This window comes from Pseudomonas sp. FW305-7, assembly GCF_058786735.1.
In genome coordinates, this window is sequence record NZ_JBYSZA010000002.1 from 126,967 (window position 1) to 147,347 (window position 20,381).

Sequence of the window (20,381 nt, forward strand, 5' to 3'; positions counted from 1 at the left end):
CTACTCCTTGGCGACGCGTTTCATGTCCGCATCCATCATCATGCGGATCAAGGTATCCAGGTCGGTCTTCGGCTTCCAGCCCAGCACGCGCTGAGCCTTGGCCGGATTGCCGAGCAGCACTTCGACTTCGGCCGGACGGAAGAAGGCCGGGTCGATTTTCACGTAATCGCGGTAGTTGAGGCCGACGTGATCGAAGGCGATACGGCACATCTCGCGCACCGTGGTGGTGACGCCGGTGGCGACGACGAAATCGTCAGGCTTGTCCTGTTGCAGCATCAGCCACATGGCTTCGACGTAGTCGCCGGCAAAACCCCAATCGCGTTTTGCGTCGATGTTGCCCAACGCCAGCTCCTGCTGCTTGCCTTGCTTGATGCGGGCGGCGGCGTCGGTGACTTTGCGGGTGACGAACTCGATGCCGCGCAGTGGCGATTCGTGGTTGAAGAGGATGCCGCTGCTGGCATGCAGGTTGAAACTTTCGCGGTAGTTGACGGTGATCCAGTGGCCGTACAGCTTGGCCACGCCGTACGGGCTGCGCGGGTAGAACGGCGTGTTTTCGTCCTGCTGCTCAGCCTGAATCAGACCGAACATTTCACTGGTCGACGCCTGATAGAAGCGGGTATGCGGGCTGAACTGGCGGATCGCTTCGAGCAAGTGAGTAACGCCCAGGCCATCGACGATGCCGGTGGTTACCGGCTGATTCCACGACGCGGCGACGAAACTCTGCGCCGCCAGGTTATAGATTTCGTCCGGAGTCGATTGAATGACTGCACGTTGGACCGAGCAGGCATCGGCCATGTCACCGTCCAGATAGACGATGTCGGCCTCGACGCCCATTTCGCGCAGACGCCAGCGCGAATCGCTGCTGCGCCGAGCCACGAAGCCATAAACCTTGTAGCCCTTGTCGAGCAACAATTTGGCCAGATACGCGCCGTCCTGACCGGTGATCCCTGTGATCAATGCACTTTTTGTCATTCTTGTCGTACTCGCGTCTCCCAGTCGGACAGGATCGCCCGCAGGGATTGTTGTGTAGTGATGTCTGGCGCCCAGCCGGTGGTGTTGGCCAGTTTTGCGTGGCTGCCGCAAACGCGGCGCTGATCGGCGCGACGCATGCGCGCCGGGTCCTGAACCAGTTGCATCTCGACTTCGGCCAGGTCCGCCAACTGTTCAATGAGGCTGCGGATGCTTTGCTCGCGTCCCGAGCAGATGTTGTAGACCTGCCCCGGTTGGCCTCTTTCGAGCAGCGCGAAGTAGGCCGAGACCACATCGCCGACATCGAGGAAGTCGCGCGTGACATCGATGTCACCGACTTCCAGTTGTGGCGTTTGCAGGCCCTGCTTGATGCGAATGATCTGGCGGGCGGCGCTGGCGATGACAAAGCTGTCTTTCTGCCCGGCGCCGATATGGTTGAACGGGCGCGCCACCAGCACCGGCCAGTGTTCGCTCAGGCCCCATTGCAGGCTGAGAAATTCCGCCGCGAGTTTGCTCACCGCATACGGGTTGCGCGGGCAGGGCGGTTGTTGCTCGGTGATTGGAAGATCGTGCTCAGCCACTTGGCCGTAAACGTCGCCGGAGCTGACATACAGGAAGGTGCCGGTAAAGCCGCGAGCCTTGAGGGCCTGCAACAGATTGAGAGTGCCGAACAGATTGATGTCGAGGGTACGGGCCGGATCGCGAAAGGCTTCGGGGACAAAGGTCTGCCCGGCCAGATGAATGACAGCGTCGGGCAATTGCGGCCAGAGATCGACGAGGCTGTCGGCATTCGTGAGGTCGTAGGGCGAAGCGACAGGCAGCAACTCCCAAGACGAATCAGGTACTGCCAGACGTGCCTGGATATGGTGTCCCACGAATCCGCTAAGACCCGTGACGAACAGACGCTTTTTCAAACAGCGACCCCTTGGTCTTGAACTTGCGCCACTTTCCCACAGGCTTTAAGGAAATATCCGTCAGATCGAAAGAAAAAAGCGTCTGAGGGGCTGGCGAAGTCAAATGTTGTAGTTGTTTGTTACCAATCTGTGCCAATTGCTCGGCAATTTCAACAGGCCAAACCGTGACCGGTCAGTTCTCATTAGCGTAGTCAGGTTTTTTCTCGCCGTGCGGTTCACGAATGCTCGACGGATGTGTTTAGAATGCCCCTCGTCGCCATGCTCGGAGTTCGCCGTGGGCTTGGCGCAACAGGGTGAAACCGACCACTAAAACAAGAACGAAGACGGGCCTCAAGAGTAAGGACAAGCACCGGTGATACCGGCTTGATCCGACGCCGGGCCGTCATAGCATGAGGTTGCCGGAATGGCTGCTTCATCGTGGGATGCCATGAATTTCATTCTTTACTCGGACGTCAACGACCGTTCCATCAGCCAGAGTCTCGGTCGTCCTGAATACAGTTACTACTTCGTGCTCAAGGCCTATCGCCCGGTGCTGGAAAGCCTTGGTCGCGTGCATGTGGTGGCGTCCGTCGCCGACGTCGATCCGCTGTATCAACAGCTGAGTCAGGCCGGTGAGGAATGTCTGTTCCTTTCGTTTTCGCCACCGCATAAAGCCCCGACCGATCTGCAATGCCCGATGGTCTGCGTGATTGCCTGGGAATATGACTCGATCCCGTCCGAGTGCTGCGACGACGATCCCCGCCAGGACTGGAGCCAGACCCTGGCGCGTCATGGCCGGGTAATTACCCTGTCCACCCACACGGCGCAGGCGATCCGTAAAACCCTGGGTGAGGACTTCCCCGTACTCGTGCTACCCGCACCGTTGTGGGAGCGCTTTGCGCAGGTGCGCCAAGACTATCCCGGTGCCCCGGTAAACCCGGGCACGACGTTGCAGATCAAGGGCTGCATCATCGACAGTCGCGCGATGGGCCTGTCCGCCGATGGCTTGATCGCGCCGATACACAGTGAGCAGGAACTGGAACTTCGCGGCCTGGCTGAACCTGAGCCGGAACCCGAGCCCGAAGCGGCACCGCCCCTGACCTGGCGTCGGCGTGGATTCATCACCAAGCATTACCTGCGCGAAGCTTGTCGGGCGCTGAGCAGCCCTGGCGAACACCCGCCGCTGTTCTTGCTCAAGCACAATCTGTTGTTGTGGTATCGCGAAGCCGTTGGCGATCTGGTGCCGGACGGCCTCCGCCAGCGGTTGGCGAAATCGCGTACGCCAGCATCGCCGCCCCTGCCGGTGGCCACCACGGTCAGCGAAGCGCTGGACCCCGCAGAACATCCGCAAGCGGTACTGCCCGACACCAGCGAGCAGGTGGCCATCGATGTCAGTGGCGTGGTCTACGTGAGCGTGTTCAACCCTGAAGACGGTCGCAAGAACTGGCATCACCTGATCACCGCTTTTTGCTGGGCCATGCGTGACAACGAAGACGCCACGCTGGTGCTGAAAATCACCCAGAACGACCTGGCGAGCTACTACGTTCACTTGATCACCTTGCTGTCGCAACTCTCGCCGTTTGCCTGCCGTGTCGTGGTCATGCACGGCTATTTGCAGGACGAGGAGTTCGCCCGGTTGTACGGTGCCGCGAGTTTCTACGTCAACGCCTCCCGCTGCGAAGGTTTGTGTTTGCCGCTGATGGAGTTCATGTCGTGCGGCAAACCGGTGATCGCCCCGAATCACACGGCGATGCGCGACTACATCGACGAAAAGGTCGGCTTCATCGTCAAGTCCAGTCACGAGCCGACGATCTGGCCGGAAGACGTGCGGATCCTCTATCGCACCGTGCGCCATCGCCCGGACTGGAGCTCATTGAGAGCCGCTTATGAGGACAGCTATGCCATGGCCAAAAACCACCCGCAGGCTTATCTGGCCATGGCCGCTGCCGCCAATCAACGCATGCGCGATTACTGCGGGTTTACCCCGGTGCAGCAGCGCGTGATGGCGTTTTTCGACCTGAAGGCGAACAGCGAAAACACACCGCTGATGGCCGAGGCGGGGACTGCCGCATGCTGATCATCATTCATTCGGAAACCAACAAGAGCAACATCCAGCAGAACCTCGGCCGCCCCGAGTACAGCTACTACTTCGTCCTCAAGGAATTCCGCCCGGTGCTGGAACGAATCGGTCAGGTGATCGAGGTCAGCAACCCGGACGAACTGGTTGATCGCCTGTATTTTGACTGCCTGAGCCGTGGCGAGGACTGCGTTTTTCTGTCGTTCTCGCCGCCGCATCGCACGCCGATTCATTACGCCTGCCCGACCATCCCGGTGTTTGCCTGGGAGTTCAGCACCATCCCCACCGAAAGCTGGCAGGGCGAACCTCGCCATGATTGGCGGGTGGTGCTGGAGGCATGCGGCCGGGCGATCACCCATTCGAGCTTCACGGTCGACACCGTGCGCAATGCGATGGGCGCGGATTACCCGATCTGCGCGATCCCAGCGCCCGTGTGGGATCGCTTCGCCGCGCGCGGTGAACATCTGGATCGACGCCCGGTCATCGAGCCGATCACCCTGACGCTGCGCGGGTTGCTGATCGACAGTCGCACGGTGGATTTACGCCCCTATGGGCCACCCGGGCGGTGCGAAGGCTCGCCGCTGTCCTTCGCCGGGCCGGCGCAGGATTGCTCGCTGCAGCTTGACGGCGTGGTCTATTGCTCGGTGTTCAACCCCTACGACGGGCGCAAGAACTGGCAGGACATGCTCAGCGCGTTTTGCACCACGTTCCGTGATACCGCCGATGCGACCCTGGTGCTGAAACTCACGCACCACGACATCGCCGAGGCGTTGACCGACATGCTGCACCACCTCTACAAGAACCAGTCTTACCAATGCCGGATCGTGCTGATCCACGGTTATCTGGCCGACGTCGATTACGAACGCCTGGTGCAGGCCACCAGCTACGTGGTCAACAGTTCCTTCGGTGAAGGCCAGTGCCTGCCGCTGATGGAATTCATGTCCTGCGGCAAACCGGCGATTGCGCCGTTGAACACCGCGATGGCTGACTACGTGAGCGCCGACAACGCGTTTATCGTCGATTTCACCGAAGAACTGACGGCCTGGCCCCACGACCCGCGAGCGGCCTATCGCACGATGCGCTACATGACCAATTGGGACTCGCTGTGCGCGGCGTATCGGGCCAGCTACGACGTGGCGAAGACTGATCAACAGCGTTATGCGGCGATGTCGGCCGAAGCGGTGCGCAGTCTTGAGCGCTTCTGCAGTCAGGCCAGCGCCGAGCAGCGTTTACAGGCGTTCCTCGAGCCGTTGTTGCAAGCGGCCGGCTCTTCATCAGCGCCAGTCGCCGTCGCATGATCCGGCGCCTGCTCGCACGATTGCGTCCGGCGCCTGCAGCGATCCCCGTCGTGGAGCCGGCCCCTGCCGCACCCGATGCCGCGTCGCCACTGTATGTCGGGTTGCGCGACGCGGTCCTCGACGGCTGGTTTCTCGGTGACAGCGGCGAGTTGCTCAAGGGCTTTGCCATTACCGCTGACGATACGTTGCTCGACGTCGGTTGCGGTGACGGCGTAGCGACACTGTTCGCCGTGCGCCAGGGCGCGTCTGTGATCTTCACCGACAGTGAACACGACAAGGTCCGCGAACTGGCGCGGCAGGTCGACGCGCAAAGCCGCCAGTTGAATCTGGGGCTGGTCAGTAACAGCCTGCCGCTGCCGCTGGCGGACGGTTGCGCCAGTAAAGTGGTGTGCATGGAAGTGCTCGAGCATGTCGACCAGCCTGAAGCGTTCATGGCCGAACTGGTGCGCATGGGCCGTCCTGGCGCGCAGTATCTGCTCAGCGTGCCGGCCCCGGTTGGTGAGCACCTGCAAAAAGGCATCGCGCCGGCCAGTTATTACCAATCGCCCAATCATGTGCAGATTTTTACTGCGGAGCGTTTCGCCGCGCTGGTGGAGGACGCCGGTCTGGTGATCGAGCATCGTCAGGCCAGCGGTTTTTTCTGGGTGATGGGCATGATCTTCTTCTGGGCCGGCGAACGGGCGGCCGGCCGCGAACTCACGGGGGCCGTGCGTGACCGTATCCATGAGCCGTTCACGCCGATGATGGAGCACTGGGCCAGGGCCTGGCAGAGCCTGCTCGATCAGCCTGACGGGCTGCTGATCAAACAGACGCTGGACCGGTTCATGCCCAAAAGTCAGGTGATCATCGCGCGCAAGCCACTGGACGGCGGAGGCGCACCATGAGCGACAAGCGCATCATGGACATCGAAGTCTTGCGCGCTGTCGCGGTAATGGGCGTGCTGTTCCATCACGTGCAGGGGAGTCTGTTTACCGATACCGTGCCGCTGCTGGTGAAAATTCAGGTGTGGGCGCAGTCGTGGTGGGGCGTCGATCTGTTCTTCGCGATTTCCGGGTTTGTCATCGCTCGCGGCCTGATCCCGGCACTGCGCCGTTGCAACACGCGTCAGGAGTATTGGCAACAGACGCGCAATTTCTGGTTGCGCCGCGCCTTCCGGTTATTGCCAGCGGCCTGGCTGTGGCTGGCGCTGATGCTGCTGGCGTGTGTCTTTCTCAATCGCTCGGGGGCGTTCGGTTCGCTGTACGCCAACCTGCAGGCGACGCTGGCAGGTGTGCTGCAGTACGCCAATTTCCGCTTGGCCGACAGTTTCTTCCATTACGAGTACGGCAGCAGTTTCGTCTACTGGAGCCTGTCGCTGGAGGAGCAGTTCTATCTGCTGTTCCCGCTGCTGATTGTGCTGTTGCGCAAACACCTGGTCTGGGCGTTGCTGGCGCTGATCGCGGTGCAGATTCTCACCGTGCGCTCGCCGTTGCTGATGTTTGTGCGCACCGATGCGCTGGCAGTTGGTGTGCTGCTGGCAATGTGGAGCGCGCAACCTTCCTATCGACGCTGGGAGCCGACCTTTCTGCGCTTGCCCGGGGTTGGCACAGCGGTGTTGCTGGGCATCGGATTGCTCTTGTGTTTCATGGCCACCGACCGCTTTACGTTTGCCAGCTATCGCATCGGTTCGCTCACCGTGCTCAGCGCGCTGCTGGTGTGGATCGCGTCGTACAACCGCGATTACTTGCTGCCGGCCGGCCGATTGCAGCAACTGATGGCCTGGATCGGCAGCCGTTCCTATGGCATCTACCTGATCCATGTTCCGGCCTATCTACTGGTGCGTGAATTGATCTTTCGCTTGCAGGCAGCCGGCCTGCCAAGTCCCGCCGGGCATCCGATTCTGACGTCGCTGCTTGCCCTGGGCCTGATCGCGCTGCTCAGCGAACTCAATTACCGTTTCGTCGAAATGCCCATGCGCAACCGCGGAGCCGCCCTGGTGGCGCGCCTCGGTACGTCCCGATCCGCTGTCCCATCCTCTGGAGCCACCTCATGCTGAGCTTTTTGAAGAAACGCACAGTGGCGGCGCCTGCTCCCGCCGTTGCGCCAGCCGTCATCCCACCGGCGCCCAGGGTCGATCCATTCCTGCTCGGCCTCCACGATTCGGAGCTCAGCGGCTGGTTCAACCAGAAGACCGGGGAGTTGTTCACAGGCTTTCCCGTGGGCCCCGAAGACACGCTGCTCGACGTCGGCTGCGGCGACGGCGGCAACGTGCATTTCTGCGGCATGCGCGGGGCGAAGATCATCATCGCCGACATCGACGGCGCCAAGGTTGAAGCCACCCGCCAGCGTCTGAGCGATACTCCGGCGCGCGACATCGAATGCCACGTCAGCGACTGCAACCCCTTGCCGATCGCCGATGGCACCGCGACCCGCGTGGTGTCCACTGAAGTCATCGAGCACGTTGACGATCCGGCGCAGTTTCTCGCCGAACTGGTGCGTGTCGGCCAACCGGGCGCGCTGTATCTGCTGAGCGTGCCGCACCCCAGCTCCGAGCACCTGCAAAAGGGCATCGCCGCGCCGGTGTACTTCGAGAAGCCCAACCACGTGCGGATCATCGGCGAAGAACAGTTCAAGACGATGGTCAGTGAGGCGGGGCTGGAAGTCATCAGCCACAGCCAGCACGGTTTCTATTGGGCCATGTGGATGTTGCTGTTCTGGGAAGCGAAGGTTGACCTGAGCAACCCCGATCACCCGTTGCTCAACCACTGGGCGGCTACCTGGCAGGCCCTGCTGGAAACTCCGCGCGGGTTGCAGATCAAACAGGCACTCGATGCGGTGGTGCCAAGATGTCAGATCATCATTGCCCGCAAGCCCTGAAGTTTTACCGCCGGGAGCCTGCTCGCGGCGGTTTTGTGTACCCTGCATTTTTGTGTCGGCAGGGATTAGCGATTTCATGCGGTTGGGTTATTCGATACTGATTACGGTGATGTTGCTGGCGGGGTGTGAACAACGGGACGCACCGCCACTCGACCAGCAACTTTATGTCTGGCAACGCCAGTGGACGCCCGCCCATGCGGCAGCGTTGCGCGATAGCCGAAATGATTTCTCCACCTTGCGCGTGTTGGCGTTGCAGGCTTTTCCGGGGGCGGACTGGAGCCGGGCGCGAATCGATGCAGCGTTGTTGAAAAGCGATGGCCGTCCGCTGATCGCAGTGATTCGTCTTGACGGCCAACTCAAGGCGCTGGACCAGCAACAGGTCACGGCGCAAATCCTTCAGGTGATCCAGGACTGGCAGGCGCAAGGCCTCACGGTGCAGGGCGTGGAGATCGACCACGATGCCGGCAACGCCCGCTTGCCGGACTATGCAAAATTCCTCAACCATCTACGTTCGGCGTTGCCGGTGTCATTGCCGCTGAGCATCACCGCGTTGCCGGCGTGGCTCGACAGTGCGCAGCTGCCGACCCTGCTGGCCGCGGTCGATAGCAGCGTGCTGCAAGTGCATGCCGTCAGTGACCCGCGACGCGGTCTGTTCGATCCCGAGCAGGCACGGCGATGGGCGGACGCCTGGGGGAAGATCACATCTAAACCCTTTTACCTAGCGCTACCGGCCTATGGTGTGGCGCTGTTGGCGGATGGCGACGGCGCACCGCTGGTTGAAAGTGAAGTACCGCTTGAGCGCGGCGGTCAGCGCCGCGAATTGCTCGCTGAACCGTTGCAACTGAGCCAACTCGGTAAAGCATTACGCGAAGATCCGCCTGCGCATCTGGCCGGGTTGATCTGGTTTCGGCTGCCGTTGGCCAATGACCGGCGCGCCTGGAGTCTGACCACGTTGCGCGCTGTAGCGCGGGGCGATGCGTTGTACAGCCAGCTCGGCCTGAGCTTTAGCGAGCAGGGTGGCCTTTACGACATCACGCTGAACAATCCCGGCAACCTCGACAGCCCATGGCCCGCGCGGATCACCATTAAGGCCCAAGGTTGTGAAGGGGCCGATGCACTCACCGGTTATTCGTTGCAACAAAGCCCGGATCTGCTTACCTTCACCCGCCTTCGCGACGGCCGCTTGCCGGCGGACGGGCAGCGCGCCATCGGTTGGGCACGTTGCGCACATATTGATCAAGGAGGTTCGCATGTTGACCCGTAACTGGCCCCGCCATCTGCTCTGCCTGAGCCTCAGCCTGCCGCTGGGTTCGGCTGTGGCCTGCGGCCCGGATTTCCCCAACCGGCTGCTCGATGATCGCGGGCAGACCCTGGCCGATTTGCCGGCGGGCAGTTTCAAATTCGAAATCAGTCGTCTCGGCAAGACCATCGCCGGGCTGAAGAATGTCACGGCGGCGACGTACAATCCCGATGAAATGTATGGCGATGAAGAGGCGCCGGCCAAGGCCCGCGAACAAGCCGAACAGCTTGGTCTGGACAACGAGCAGGCCGCGCTGGTCATGCAACTGCGTGGCCTGACCGATGCCCGTCAAGCCGAAGAGCAGGGCGCCAGTCTGCCAGCGGAAATCCGTCTGTACGTGGCGGGCGCGGTAGCGTTTGCGACCGGCGAGCATCAACTGGCGGTCGAGTATTTCGACAAACTGCTGGCGTTGCCTGCCGAGCAGCGTCCGTTGCGCAGCACCTGGGCGGCCTACTCGCTTGGCCGTACCTGGTTGGCCATGAGCAGTGAAGCGGACGACGCCGTCACTGCGCTGGAGCAATCGCGCGAGGCGTTCCGCCAAGCCCGCCAGATGAGCATCGACGGCTTCAGCGATCCGCTGGAACTGGGCGTTGCCAGTCTCGGCGAGGAGGCGCGGGTGTTGCGTAGCGCCGGCGACTGGAGCGGCGCCATCGAACTGTATGAAGCGCAAAATCTGCATGGTTCGGCCGTGGGTTACACCTCGCTGAAACAATTGGTGAACGAACTAGCCGAGTTGCCCGAGGCTGATCTGGCGAAATTGCTGCAACGCAAAGCGGTGCAGCAGTTGGTCACCGCATCGTTGGTCAGCCGTCTCGACTGGTCGTATGGCGAGCAGCCGCCGAACGAGAAAAAACTCATCAAACTGCTGCAGAGCAGCACCCGCGGCAGCCTCGAAAACGCCGATCGGCTGGCGGCAATGAATTACCAACAGGGTGACTACGCCAGCGCCAAGGCCTTCCTCGAAAACGCCGGTGACGGCGGACTGGCCTGGTGGTTGCGGGCGAAGCTGGCGGTACGCGATGGCGATAAAAATGCCGCCGCTGCTGCTTACGCCAAAGCCGCACAAGCGTTCCCGCAGAGCGAAAGCTGGGGCTATCAGCGCACGGCGGACTGGGCGTTTGAAACCGTCCAGCCGAAATGCCGGGTCGAGGGCGAAAGCGCGATTCTGGCCTTGCAACGGGGCGAATACCTGCAAGCTTTCGTGCAGTTGTATCGCAGCAACAGCATCTATTGGTTTGACGCCGCGACGGTGGCCGAGCGCGTGCTGACGGTCGAAGAGCTCAAGCAGTATGTCGATGAAAACGTCCCGGCCCCGGCAGTGCCGATTGACGATGGTCAAGGAGACGCCGAGCAACTGCATACAGCCGAAAATCTGCGTTATCTGCTGGCCCGGCGTTTGTTGCGTGAAGGGCATTACGCCGAGGCGGTCGACTATTTCGACAGCAGCAGTATGAAAGATGAGGCCAGGTACTACGGCGAACAGCGTCTGGCGGCAGACAATGCATGGTGGCCGACGAAACGCGCCACGGCGTTGTTCAATGCTGCGGTGGCCGCGCGTGAAAACGGCTTCTTGATCCTGGGGTACGAGATGGCGCCGGATTATGTGTCGTTTGGCGGTTTCTATTCTCTCGGCAGCCCGGCGTTGCAAGCCGGGCCGCTGGTCAATGAAGACGAAGTGCAACGCCAGCAGGCCAGCGAAGCGCTGACCAAGCATCGTTTCCACTACCGTTTCGTCGCGTCCGAGTTGGCCAATCGTGCGGCCGACAACCTGCCGCATACCAGTCAGGCGTTTGCTGCCGTGTTGTGCAGGGCCGCCGGGTTCAACACCAGCGTGGAAGATCAGCAAGCGCTGTATCAGCGTTACGTGAAGGAAGGGCCGTACGTGCAGTGGGCGGAGAATTTCGGCCGTCAGTGCGAGGAGCCGGACTTTGCCAACGCTGACAAACGTTACGTCACCCAAGTGACCGATGCCGTACGCACGGCGCTGCGGCCTTACAAATGGCCGGTGATCGGTGCCGTTGTGCTGTTTGGCGTTGCCGCGTTGCTGGTGTTCGGCCGTCGTCGCAAGGTGCGCAAAAACTAAGCCTGCTGGATGAACGTCAGGCGCACCGCAAAGCCGATCAACAGGCTGCCGAACAGCCATTGCTGAACCCGTTGCGCCGTTGGACTGTGTTGCAGCCAACGGCCCAGCGCGGCGCCGGTCAGGGCGTAGGCGCTGTCGAACAGCAATCCGACGCCAACCAGCAGCATGCCGAGGACGGTGAATTGGCTCAGCACCGGTGCGCCATCGGCGACGATGAATTGTGGCAACAGCACGGAGCAGAACAGCAGCGCCTTGGGGTTGAGCAGATTGGTCAGCAAGCCGCGCCGGATTGCTTCGCGCCATTGCCCGCGCGTGTCGGCAATGTCCCCGGCGTTCAGGTTCGGCACCAGTGTGCTGCGCAGGCATTGAATGCCGATCCACAGCAGATACGCCGCCCCGGCCAGTCGCACCACGTCGAACGTCCACGGCGCAGCCTTGAACAACGCCGCCAGCCCCAACGCCGCCAATGCCACGTGACAACCGCGGGCAATCGCCAGACCCACCGCCGTGGCCAGCGCTGCCCCACGACCCTGACGGGCGCCGGTTTGCAGCAGCAGGATCATGTCCGGTCCGGGCAACAGAAACACCACGGCCAATGCCAGGAAAAACAGCCAGAGACTCGCCACGTCATACCCCTTTCGTTGTCGATTCGGTGACGTCAGTCTAGGGCTGAAGGGCGGGGCAGGTGCTTGCGTAGTCAGCTTCAAAAGGTTGCAGATTTGGCATAACCTGCGTTCTTTTCATGCATACACCATCAGGATCTGCCAAAGATGAAACTCGACGCTTTTGATCGCAAGATTCTCGCCGCGCTGCAACGGGACGGACGCCTGAGCAACGTCGAGCTGGCGGACGAAATCGGCCTGTCTGCCTCGCCCTGCCTGCGCCGGGTGCGGATGCTGGAAGAGGCCGGGGTGATTCGCGGCTATCAGGCCAATCTGGATCGCGATGAAGTGGGGTTGGGGTTGACGGTGTTTGTCGGGGTGAAAGTCGAGCGGCATAACGATGAACAGGCGGAAGCCTTTTACCGGGCGGTCACCGCGTTGCCGGAAGTGATTTCGGCGTTTCTGGTGTCCGGAGAGTCGGACTTTCTGCTGCAGGTTGTCGTGCCGGATCTGCGCGCGTATGACCGTTTTCTCAGTGGTTGCCTGTTGAAGCTGCCGGGGGTGAGTGACATCCGCAGCAACTTTGCGATTCACACGGTGAAAACTCCGGGAGCCTTGCCGCTGGGGCATCTTCCTGCCTGAAAGCAGAGATCGCAGCCTTCGGCGGGCAATGCGTATTCCTGTAGAAGTTGCCGAAGGCTGCGATCTTTTGATCTTTACATCTGCGTCGCCATCCCCTCGACATTCATTGCTGCCTGGCGCAGCGCCTCGGACCGTGTCGGGTGCGGATGGCAGGTCAAAGCAATGTCCTCAGCCGAAGCGCTGAACTCCATCGCCACACAGAACTCGCCGATCATTTCACTCACGCTTGGGCCGACCAGGTGCACGCCGAGCACTTCGTCTGTGCGCTCGTCGGCGATGACTTTGGCAAAACCTTCGGTCTCGTGATTGATCTTCGCCCGGCTGTTGGCGGTGAACGGAAACTTGCCGACCTTGTAGGCGCGACCTTCAGCCTTGAGCTGCTCTTCGGTCTTGCCGACGCTGGCCAGCTCCGGTTTGGTGTAGATCACGTTGGGGATCAGGTCGTAATTGACCTCTCCGGCCTTGCCGTGAATCTGCTCGACGCAGGCCATCGCTTCATCTTCAGCCTTATGGGCGAGCATCGGCCCGGAGGTCACGTCACCAATCACCCAGACGCCGGGGGCTTCGGTGCGGTGCTGTTTGTTGGCGAGCATGCCGCGCTTGTCGGTACTCAGACCGACGTTTTCCAGGCCCAGGCCTTGGGTATACGGGCGGCGACCGATGGCCACCAGCACATAATCAGCTTCCAGCAGTTCGGCGCTGCCGCCCGCCGCCGGCTCGACGCTGAGCTGCACACCGTTGGCCGAGGTGGTGGCGCTGGTGACTTTCGAACTCAGTTTGAAGGCGATGCCTTGTTTGCTCAGCGCACGCTGCAGGGTTTTGCCGGCCTCGCCATCGACACCCGGACAGATGCGATCGAGGTACTCGACCACCGTGACTTGCGCACCAAGCCTGCGCCATACCGAGCCGAGTTCGAGGCCGATCACGCCGGCACCGATCACCACCAGATGTTTGGGCACTTCGCTCAGGGACAGCGCACCGGTGGAGTCGAGGATGCGCTTGTTGTCGATCTCGACACCCGGCAGGGGCGTGGGCTCGGAGCCGGTGGCGATGATGATGTCCTTGGCGGTCAGCTCGATCTTGCTGCCCTGATCGCCAGTGACCGTGACTTTGCCCGGCCCGTCGATATGTCCCCAACCCTTGATCCAGTCGACCTTGTTCTTGCGAAACAGAAACTCGATGCCTTTGGTCAGGCCGGCCACGCTCTCGTCTTTCTGCTTCATCATTTGCGCGAGGTTCAGCGTCGGTTTGACTTCGATGCCGAGGTTGGCGAATTCCGCGCCCATGGCCGCGTCGTACAACTCCGAGGCATGCAACAAGGCTTTGGACGGCATGCAACCGACGTTCAGGCAGGTGCCGCCAAGGGTCGCGCGACCCTCCACGCAAGCAGCCTTGAGGCCCAACTGGCCGGCGCGGATGGCCGCGTTATAGCCGCCGGGGCCGCCGCCCAGAATCACTACGTCATAGTTGCTCATGCGCTTACTCCTGGTTGAGGGATGCGGATCGCTAAAAGTAGTCGGTGATAAAAATTACGAACGTAATATGTGCGCGTATGGACATTTCGGTCAAGGCTTCAGGCAAGCGACAGGTTGCGCGTCTTTAGATAAGCGCAATTGTGTACGAATATTTCACGACTTTCGTTATATCGTAACGATAAGAGCAGTGAGCCGATGGCTTTGGGGTGATATGCAAGTCGATCTGGAGGTTGAGGGCACGCAAGTGACCGGACTGCCGCGCTTTCAGCAGGCCGCGACACAGGGCCGGCGATTACGCCGTCTGGCGATTGGCCTTGGCAGTCTGGCCGGGGCAGGGTGGGGGCTGGCGTTTTTTGTCGGGTTGTTTGCCCCGCAATCGTTATGGCTGCCGCTGCTGGTCAATCAGGGGGCGGCGTTGCTGGTGTTGGTCGCCGGACTGCAATCGGCGTGGGGGGTGACGCAGTGGCGTGCCCGGGTGATGAGTCCGCTGGCGTCGCTACCGCTTGCGGCTGAAGAGTCGCCCGCACCGGATGGCTGGTACGAGCGGTTGCTCGATCGTCTGAGTCGACGAAGTGTCTACTTGCTCGGCCTGATCGGCGCGGCGACGTTGTGGCTGGGTGGTTGGGCACTGTTGGTGGTGCTCAGTATCGAGCAGGTGTGGAACCTCGCCTTACCGGCCGCCGCAGTAGGTTTGTCCGCCACGGTTGGCGCGGCACTCGCCTTGCTGTTGGCGTTCGGGCTGCTGGTGCTGGAGCGGCAACTGGCTCAGGAAAACCCCACGCAATGGCCCGAAGCCGGTTCATTGGCCCAACTGATCCGCGTGGCAATTATCGGTCTGGTGCTGGGAGCGCTGTGTTTACTGTTTGCCAGTGACCAGGCGTTGTGGCCCGTTCGCTTAGCGGTGCTGTTGGGAATCTTGCCGGGATTGGTCGCGATCGAGTGGTTATTGCGTGCCGTTCTGTCACTGTTCAGCCCTCGACGTGATCAGCTTGAACCGACCTTGCTGGCGCGCAGTTTTGTCGCCGATCTGCTGCGTTGGCCGCCGCAACCCTTGCTCGCGTTACAGCACGAATTGCATAACCGATTTGGCATCGATCTTCGCCAGATCTGGGCGTTCAGCTACATGCGCAAGGCATTTCTGCCGGTGTTGGCATTGGTCGCGGTGGTGGGCTGGGCGTTAACCGGCCTCCACGAAATTCCCCTGCAAGGACGTGGTATCTACGAGCGCTTCGGCAAACCGGTGCAGGTGTTCGGCCCCGGCTTGCACGCGGGTTTACCGTGGCCATTGGGACGGGTATTGAGCGTCGAAAACGGTGTGGTGCATGAGTTGGCGACCAGTGTTGGCGAAACGCCGGCAGTTGTTCAATCCGAACCGGCCGAAGGACCTGCTCCGTACACAGCCAACCGTTTGTGGGACGCCAGCCATGTAAACGACAAATCCCAGGTCATCGCCAGCAGCCGTGGCGAGCAGCAGAGCTTTCAGATCGTCAACATGGACGTTCGCTTTGTCTATCGCATCGGTCTGAGCGATCAAGCGGCGCTGGCGGCAACCTACAACAGCGCCGATGTGCCGACGCTGATCCGCAGCACCGCCAGCCGAATTCTGGTCCACGATTTCGCCTCGCGCACCCTCGACGGATTGCTTGGAGCGGACCGGGCAGGGCTGGCAGAAGACATCGGCCGCGCTGTGCAAAGCGATCTGCAAAAACTCGACAGTGGCGTGGAAATTCTCGCCACGGTCGTCGAGGCGATTCATCCGCCGGCCGGTGCAGCCAACGCTTACCACAGCGTGCAAGCAGCGCAGATCGGTGCGCAGGCATTGATCGCCCGCGAACGCGGTGCAGCGGCCGAAGCGAGTAATCAGGCGCAGTTGCAGGCCAGCCTTGCCCGCGATCAGGCCAGCGCCAACGCCCGCGAAATCAGCGCCGCCGCGCAGGCCGCTGACTTGAAATTCAGCGCTGAGCAAAAAGCCTACGCCAGTGCCGGCCAGGCGTTTGTGCTGGAGCAATACCTCAGTCAACTCAGCCAAGGCCTGAGCAAAGCCGAATTGCTGGTACTCGACCATCGACTGGGCGGCAGCAGCAACGCCCCGACCATCGACCTGCGCTCATTCACGCTGCCGGCTGACCCGACGCCCGCGCGTACCATCGCTCAACCAGGAGTCGCCCATTGAGCCAGTCGCACACACACGATCATCATGACCACAGTGGCCACGATCACAGCCATGGCGGGCATCACCATCATCACGGTCATCACCACCACGGCGCGCCGGAAGAGGCGGGGCCATTGCCGTGGCGACGCATGGGTTGGGCGGCGTTGCTGGTGGCGTTCGCCATCGCTGCGGCGAGTCTGGTGCAAGTGCGCTCCGGCGAGGCTACGGTCATCACGCGTTTCGGTAATCCCTCGCGGGTTTTGCTTGATCCGGGCTTGAGCTGGCGCTGGCCGGCACCGTTCGAAGCGGCGATTCCGGTGGACCTGCGTCTGCGCACCACCTCCAGCGGTTTGCAGGATGTCGGCACCCGCGACGGTTTGCGCATTATCGTTCAGGCCTACGTGGCGTGGCAGGTCCAGGGCGATCCGGACAATGTGCAACGCTTCATGCGCGCCGTACAGAATCAACCGGACGAGGCGGCGCGGCAGATCCGCACGTTTGTCGGCTCGGCCCTGGAAACCACCGCGAGCAGTTTTGATCTGGCGAATCTGGTGAATACCGATTCCAGTCAGGTACGCATCGCCGACTTCGAGGCGCAGTTGCGCCAGCAGATCGATCAGCAACTGCTCGCCACGTATGGTGTGCGCGTAGTGCAGGTCGGTATCGAACGGCTGACGTTGCCCTCGGTGACACTCACCGCCACGGTTGATCGGATGCGCGCCGAGCGTGAAACGATCGCCACCGAACGCACCGCTATCGGCAAACGCGAAGCGGCACAAATCCGTTCTGCCGCCGAGCGTGATGCGCGAATCGTTCAGGCTGACGCGACAGTGAAAGCTGCCGATATCGAAGCGCAATCCCGTGTCGAAGCGGCGCAGATCTACGGGCGCGCCTATGCCGGTTCGCCGCAGCTGTACAACTTGCTGCGTTCGCTGGATACCCTCGGCACCATCGTTACTCCAGACACCAAACTGATATTGCGCACCGATGCCGCGCCGTTCCGTGTGCTGGTCGATGGCCCGCCGAATCTCGATAGCAAAAGCGGAACGCAGCCATGAGTGAAGAAGTTCCACGTGGAACACATGCGCTGAACAGTCCGTGGATTCAAGCCGGTCGCTTGGCGTTTTTCGCCTTGTACGCGGTTACCGTATTGGCAGCATTGGCGTGGGCGTTTTCCAATGTGCGGCAGATCGATCCGCAGAATCGTGCCGTGGTCTTGCACTTTGGCGCGCTTGATCGCATCCAGAATGCCGGTTTGCTGTTGGCGTGGCCGCAGCCATTCGAACAGGTGGTTCTGCTGCCAGCGGCGGACCGGGTAATTGAGCGGCGAGTGGAGAATCTGTTGCGCAGCGATGAGGCGTTGAAGGCCGACCGAGTCGCCTCGTTCGCGACACCGATCAGCGATGCGTTGGCCGGCTCTGGTTATTTATTGACCGGTGATGCCGGGGTGGTGCAACTGGATGTGCGGGTGTTTTACAAAGTCACCGATCCGTATGACTTCGTGCTGCAGGGCGACCATGTGCTGCCGGCACTCGATCGTCTGGTCACCCGCAGCGCTGTGGTCCTGACCGCCGCGCGGGATCTGGACACCATTCTGGTCGCTCGACCAGAACTCATTGGCGCCGACAATCAAGCCGCCGAACGCCGTGAACGCTTGCGCGGTGATCTGGTGCAAGGCATCAATAAACGCTTGGCTGAACTGAAGGCGAACGGGCAGGGCATCGGTGTCGAAGTGGCGCGGGTCGATGTGCAATCGAGTCTGCCCGATCCTGCCGTCAGTGCATTCAACGCCGTCCTCACCGCCAGTCAGCAGGCCGACAAAGCTGTGGCCAATGCCCGCACCGACGCCGAGAAACTCACCCAGTCCGCCAACGAGCAGGCCGACCGCACGCTGCAAGTCGCCCACGCTCAAGCCGGTGAACGCCTGGCCAAAGCGTCAGCTGACACCGCCACGGTGCTGAGTCTGGCCAAGGCCCGACAACAAGGCACCGACCCGCAAATGCTCCTGCGTCTGTACCGCGAGCGCATGCCGAAAATCCTCGGCCAGGCTGGATCGGTGACCACGGTCGATCCGCAAGACGATTCCCGCCTGATCATTCAGGGAGCCAGTCAATGAACGCGACTACCGCTGCACCGAGTCTGTTGTCCTCAGCCGAACAACGGCGCGCAGCCCGGCAACTGACGTTGGCGATGCTCGCACTCGGGCTGCTCGGCCTCGGTTTGATCTGGCGCTGGGCGATGCCGGAACAAACCGGTGTCAGCCAGTTGCTGCTAGGTTTTGCTTCTTTGTTAGTTGCCGTGCCGGTGATGCGTTCGGCGTGGTACAGCCTGCGTTATCCGAGCCTGCATGGCATTACCGATCAACTGATTGCTCTGGCGATGCTCGGGGCGTGGGCGACGGGTGATCTGCTGACCGCCGCGCTGCTGCCGATCATCATGATCTTCGGCCACGTGCTGGAAGAGCGCAGCGTCATTGGTTCACAGGAAGCGATTCACGCCCTCGGCCAATTGACCCGCAGTCACGCGCGCAAACTGCAGGCCGATGGCTCAATCATCGAAGTCGACAACGGCATGCTCAAACCCGGCGACACGGTCGAGGTGCGTGCCGGTGATCGTGTACCGGCGGACGGACGCGTTCTGTCTGGCCAGGCCAGTCTCGATACTGCTTCGATTACTGGCGAGGCGGTGCCGGTGGAAGCTGGCATCGGCATGTCGGTGTTCGGCGGTGCGATCAATCTGGACGGACTGCTGCATATCGAAGTGACCCGCACCGGTGATGAATCAACCCTCGGCAAAGTCATCGCGCTGATGCAAAACGCCGAGCGCTCAAAACCGCCCATCACTCGACTGCTCGAACGCTATGCCGGCAGTTACATGGTGCTGGTGTTGCTGCTGGCAGCGGTGACGTGGTTTGTCACCCACGATGCGCAAGCGATGCTCGCGGTGTTGGTGGCGGCGTGCCCGTGCGCCTTGGTGCTTTCCGCTCCGGCCACGGCGATTGCCGGTGTCGCGGTAGCGGCGCGCCACGGGATTCTGATCCGCAGTTCGGCCTTCCTCGAAGAATTGGCCGACCTCACTTCGCTGGTGGTCGACAAGACCGGGACCCTGACTTTTGGCACTTTGCGCGTGCAGTCGATCAACAGCCCATGCGCGGATTCGTCCTCGGTGATGGCGTTGGCGGCCAGTCTCGGCGCGGCAAGCAGTCACCCGGTCAGCCGCGCACTGGCCGGATTGGTGCGGCAGGAAGACTATTTGTCCCTCAGCGATATCCATGAGCGGCAGGGGCTCGGCGTCGTCGCCTTCACCGGACAGGGCGAAGCGGCTCTCGGCCGCCCCGAGTTGTTTGCGCAACTCGGCATCACCACGACCACGGTTCCCGATCACGACGGTCCCATCGCCGGGCTGTCGCTCAACGGGGAATTTCTCGCATGGTTGTTACTGGCTGACAGCGTCAAACCGGAAGCAAGATTTGCCCTCGGTGAATTGCGTGAACTGGGCCTTGGACGGCAACTGCTGCTTACGGGCGATCGACACAGTGTGGCGCAGTCTCTGGCCAGAGAGGTCGGGTTGCACGAAGTCGAAGCCCAAGCCTTGCCCGAGGACAAACTCAATCGCGTGCTCAAGGAAATCGACAATGGCTTCCGGCCGATGGTGGTCGGCGACGGCATCAACGACTCGCTCGCGCTCAAGGCGGGTGTGGTGGGTGTGGCGATGGGGGCGGGCGGTGCGGATATTGCTCTGGCGTCGGCGGACATCGTGCTGATCGGCAGCGATCTGCGCCGGCTCGGCACCTGCGTGCGACTCAGTCGTCAGTGCCGCAGGACATTGCAGGTCAATGTGATCATCGGCCTGGGCTGGACGCTGGCCATTGTGGTGTTCGCCGCGTTCGGCTGGCTGGGGGCTGCCGGGGCGATGATTGCGGCGTTGCTGCACAACCTCAGCACGCTGTTGGTGCTGGGTAATGCCGGGCGATTGCTGCGCTTTCAGGAGCCGTTGCTCAAGCTCAAGGAAGAATCCTGAAATTATTTTTCGCT

The 20,381-nt window shown here is 61.6% G+C and carries 16 protein-coding genes; 12 read left to right on the forward strand and 4 right to left on the reverse strand.

Annotated elements, in window-relative coordinates:
- Positions 1-972 carry a GDP-mannose 4,6-dehydratase gene (gene gmd / locus AC3WMT_RS03650; protein ID WP_103302826.1) on the reverse strand — a complete coding sequence of 324 codons (972 nt, stop codon included), beginning with the start codon at positions 970-972 and terminating at the stop codon, positions 1-3.
- Positions 969-1,883, reverse strand: a complete 915-nt coding sequence (locus tag AC3WMT_RS03655; protein WP_103302825.1) for a GDP-mannose 4,6-dehydratase — start codon at positions 1,881-1,883, stop codon at positions 969-971. The genes gmd and AC3WMT_RS03655 overlap by 4 nt, the downstream gene beginning before the upstream one ends.
- Before the next feature lie 427 nt (positions 1,884-2,310).
- Between AC3WMT_RS03655 and AC3WMT_RS03660 the strand changes: the two genes are divergently transcribed.
- The 7 genes from AC3WMT_RS03660 (at position 2,311) to AC3WMT_RS03690 (ending at position 11,476) form a co-directional block, all read left to right on the forward strand.
- Entirely contained in the window at positions 2,311-3,939 is a 1,629-nt protein-coding gene (locus AC3WMT_RS03660) for a glycosyltransferase (protein ID WP_103302956.1), read from the forward strand.
- Positions 3,933-5,237, forward strand: coding sequence for a glycosyltransferase (locus tag AC3WMT_RS03665; RefSeq protein WP_103302823.1), 1,305 nt, complete (start codon positions 3,933-3,935; stop codon positions 5,235-5,237). The genes AC3WMT_RS03660 and AC3WMT_RS03665 overlap by 7 nt, the downstream gene beginning before the upstream one ends.
- A complete protein-coding gene (locus AC3WMT_RS03670) occupies positions 5,234-6,121 on the forward strand; it encodes a class I SAM-dependent methyltransferase (protein WP_103302821.1) in 888 nt (295 codons plus the stop codon). The genes AC3WMT_RS03665 and AC3WMT_RS03670 overlap by 4 nt, the downstream gene beginning before the upstream one ends.
- Complete coding sequence (locus tag AC3WMT_RS03675) at positions 6,118-7,272, forward strand: acyltransferase family protein (protein WP_103302818.1); 1,155 nt, start codon at positions 6,118-6,120, stop codon at positions 7,270-7,272. The genes AC3WMT_RS03670 and AC3WMT_RS03675 overlap by 4 nt, the downstream gene beginning before the upstream one ends.
- Positions 7,266-8,093: a class I SAM-dependent methyltransferase gene (locus tag AC3WMT_RS03680; RefSeq protein ID WP_103302816.1), complete on the forward strand. Its 828-nt coding sequence runs from the start codon at positions 7,266-7,268 to the stop codon at positions 8,091-8,093. The genes AC3WMT_RS03675 and AC3WMT_RS03680 overlap by 7 nt, the downstream gene beginning before the upstream one ends.
- Before the next feature lie 76 nt (positions 8,094-8,169).
- Positions 8,170-9,357, forward strand: coding sequence for a DUF3142 domain-containing protein (locus AC3WMT_RS03685; protein WP_103302814.1), 1,188 nt, complete (start codon positions 8,170-8,172; stop codon positions 9,355-9,357).
- Positions 9,344-11,476: a hypothetical protein gene (locus AC3WMT_RS03690; RefSeq protein WP_103302812.1), complete on the forward strand. Its 2,133-nt coding sequence runs from the start codon at positions 9,344-9,346 to the stop codon at positions 11,474-11,476. Before AC3WMT_RS03685 ends, AC3WMT_RS03690 begins: the two co-directional genes overlap by 14 nt.
- Here AC3WMT_RS03690 and AC3WMT_RS03695 read toward each other — a convergent pair.
- Positions 11,473-12,102: a LysE family translocator gene (locus AC3WMT_RS03695; protein ID WP_103302810.1), complete on the reverse strand. Its 630-nt coding sequence runs from the start codon at positions 12,100-12,102 to the stop codon at positions 11,473-11,475. The two genes, AC3WMT_RS03690 and AC3WMT_RS03695, sit on opposite strands and share 4 nt — an antisense overlap.
- A gap of 144 nt (positions 12,103-12,246) precedes the next feature.
- On the opposite strand from AC3WMT_RS03695, the gene AC3WMT_RS03700 reads away from it, so the two are divergent.
- A complete protein-coding gene (locus AC3WMT_RS03700; RefSeq protein WP_103302808.1) occupies positions 12,247-12,720 on the forward strand; it encodes an Lrp/AsnC family transcriptional regulator in 474 nt (157 codons plus the stop codon).
- Between the two features lie 74 nt (positions 12,721-12,794).
- Here AC3WMT_RS03700 and lpdA read toward each other — a convergent pair whose 3' ends face one another.
- On the reverse strand, positions 12,795-14,195 hold the full coding sequence (gene lpdA, locus AC3WMT_RS03705; protein ID WP_103302807.1) for a dihydrolipoyl dehydrogenase: 1,401 nt from the start codon (positions 14,193-14,195) through the stop codon (positions 12,795-12,797).
- Between the two features lie 211 nt (positions 14,196-14,406).
- On the opposite strand from lpdA, the gene hflK (AC3WMT_RS03710) reads away from it, so the two are divergent.
- From hflK (AC3WMT_RS03710) to AC3WMT_RS03725, 4 genes are read left to right on the forward strand one after another with little or no spacing between them, the layout of a single operon-like run.
- A complete protein-coding gene (hflK, locus tag AC3WMT_RS03710; RefSeq protein WP_103302805.1) occupies positions 14,407-16,368 on the forward strand; it encodes a protease modulator HflK in 1,962 nt (653 codons plus the stop codon).
- Positions 16,365-17,405, forward strand: coding sequence for a protease modulator HflC (hflC, locus tag AC3WMT_RS03715; RefSeq protein WP_103302803.1), 1,041 nt, complete (start codon positions 16,365-16,367; stop codon positions 17,403-17,405). The genes hflK (AC3WMT_RS03710) and hflC overlap by 4 nt, the downstream gene beginning before the upstream one ends.
- A complete protein-coding gene (hflK, locus tag AC3WMT_RS03720) occupies positions 17,402-18,463 on the forward strand; it encodes a protease modulator HflK (protein WP_103302801.1) in 1,062 nt (353 codons plus the stop codon). The genes hflC and hflK (AC3WMT_RS03720) overlap by 4 nt, the downstream gene beginning before the upstream one ends.
- Positions 18,460-20,367 (forward strand): cation-translocating P-type ATPase, encoded by a 1,908-nt coding sequence (locus AC3WMT_RS03725; RefSeq protein ID WP_103302799.1) that lies wholly within the window; start codon positions 18,460-18,462, stop codon positions 20,365-20,367. The genes hflK (AC3WMT_RS03720) and AC3WMT_RS03725 overlap by 4 nt, the downstream gene beginning before the upstream one ends.
- Positions 20,368-20,381 lie beyond the last annotated feature (14 nt).

Bases quoted from the DNA above. Each gene is read 5' to 3' on its own strand.
- AC3WMT_RS03675 (WP_103302818.1), top strand. From the start codon at position 6,118: ATGAGCGACAAGCGCATCATGGACATCGAAGTCTTGCGCGCTGTCGCG.
- AC3WMT_RS03725 (WP_103302799.1), top strand. From the start codon at position 18,460: ATGAACGCGACTACCGCTGCACCGAGTCTGTTGTCCTCAGCCGAACAA.
- AC3WMT_RS03670 (WP_103302821.1), top strand. From the start codon at position 5,234: ATGATCCGGCGCCTGCTCGCACGATTGCGTCCGGCGCCTGCAGCGATC.
- AC3WMT_RS03660 (WP_103302956.1), top strand. From the start codon at position 2,311: ATGAATTTCATTCTTTACTCGGACGTCAACGACCGTTCCATCAGCCAG.
- AC3WMT_RS03680 (WP_103302816.1), top strand. From the start codon at position 7,266: ATGCTGAGCTTTTTGAAGAAACGCACAGTGGCGGCGCCTGCTCCCGCC.
- gmd (WP_103302826.1), bottom strand. From the start codon at position 972: ATGACAAAAAGTGCATTGATCACAGGGATCACCGGTCAGGACGGCGCG.
- AC3WMT_RS03690 (WP_103302812.1), top strand. From the start codon at position 9,344: ATGTTGACCCGTAACTGGCCCCGCCATCTGCTCTGCCTGAGCCTCAGC.
- AC3WMT_RS03700 (WP_103302808.1), top strand. From the start codon at position 12,247: ATGAAACTCGACGCTTTTGATCGCAAGATTCTCGCCGCGCTGCAACGG.
- lpdA (WP_103302807.1), bottom strand. From the start codon at position 14,195: ATGAGCAACTATGACGTAGTGATTCTGGGCGGCGGCCCCGGCGGCTAT.
- AC3WMT_RS03665 (WP_103302823.1), top strand. From the start codon at position 3,933: ATGCTGATCATCATTCATTCGGAAACCAACAAGAGCAACATCCAGCAG.
- AC3WMT_RS03685 (WP_103302814.1), top strand. From the start codon at position 8,170: ATGCGGTTGGGTTATTCGATACTGATTACGGTGATGTTGCTGGCGGGG.
- hflK (WP_103302801.1), top strand. From the start codon at position 17,402: ATGAGTGAAGAAGTTCCACGTGGAACACATGCGCTGAACAGTCCGTGG.
- hflK (WP_103302805.1), top strand. From the start codon at position 14,407: ATGCAAGTCGATCTGGAGGTTGAGGGCACGCAAGTGACCGGACTGCCG.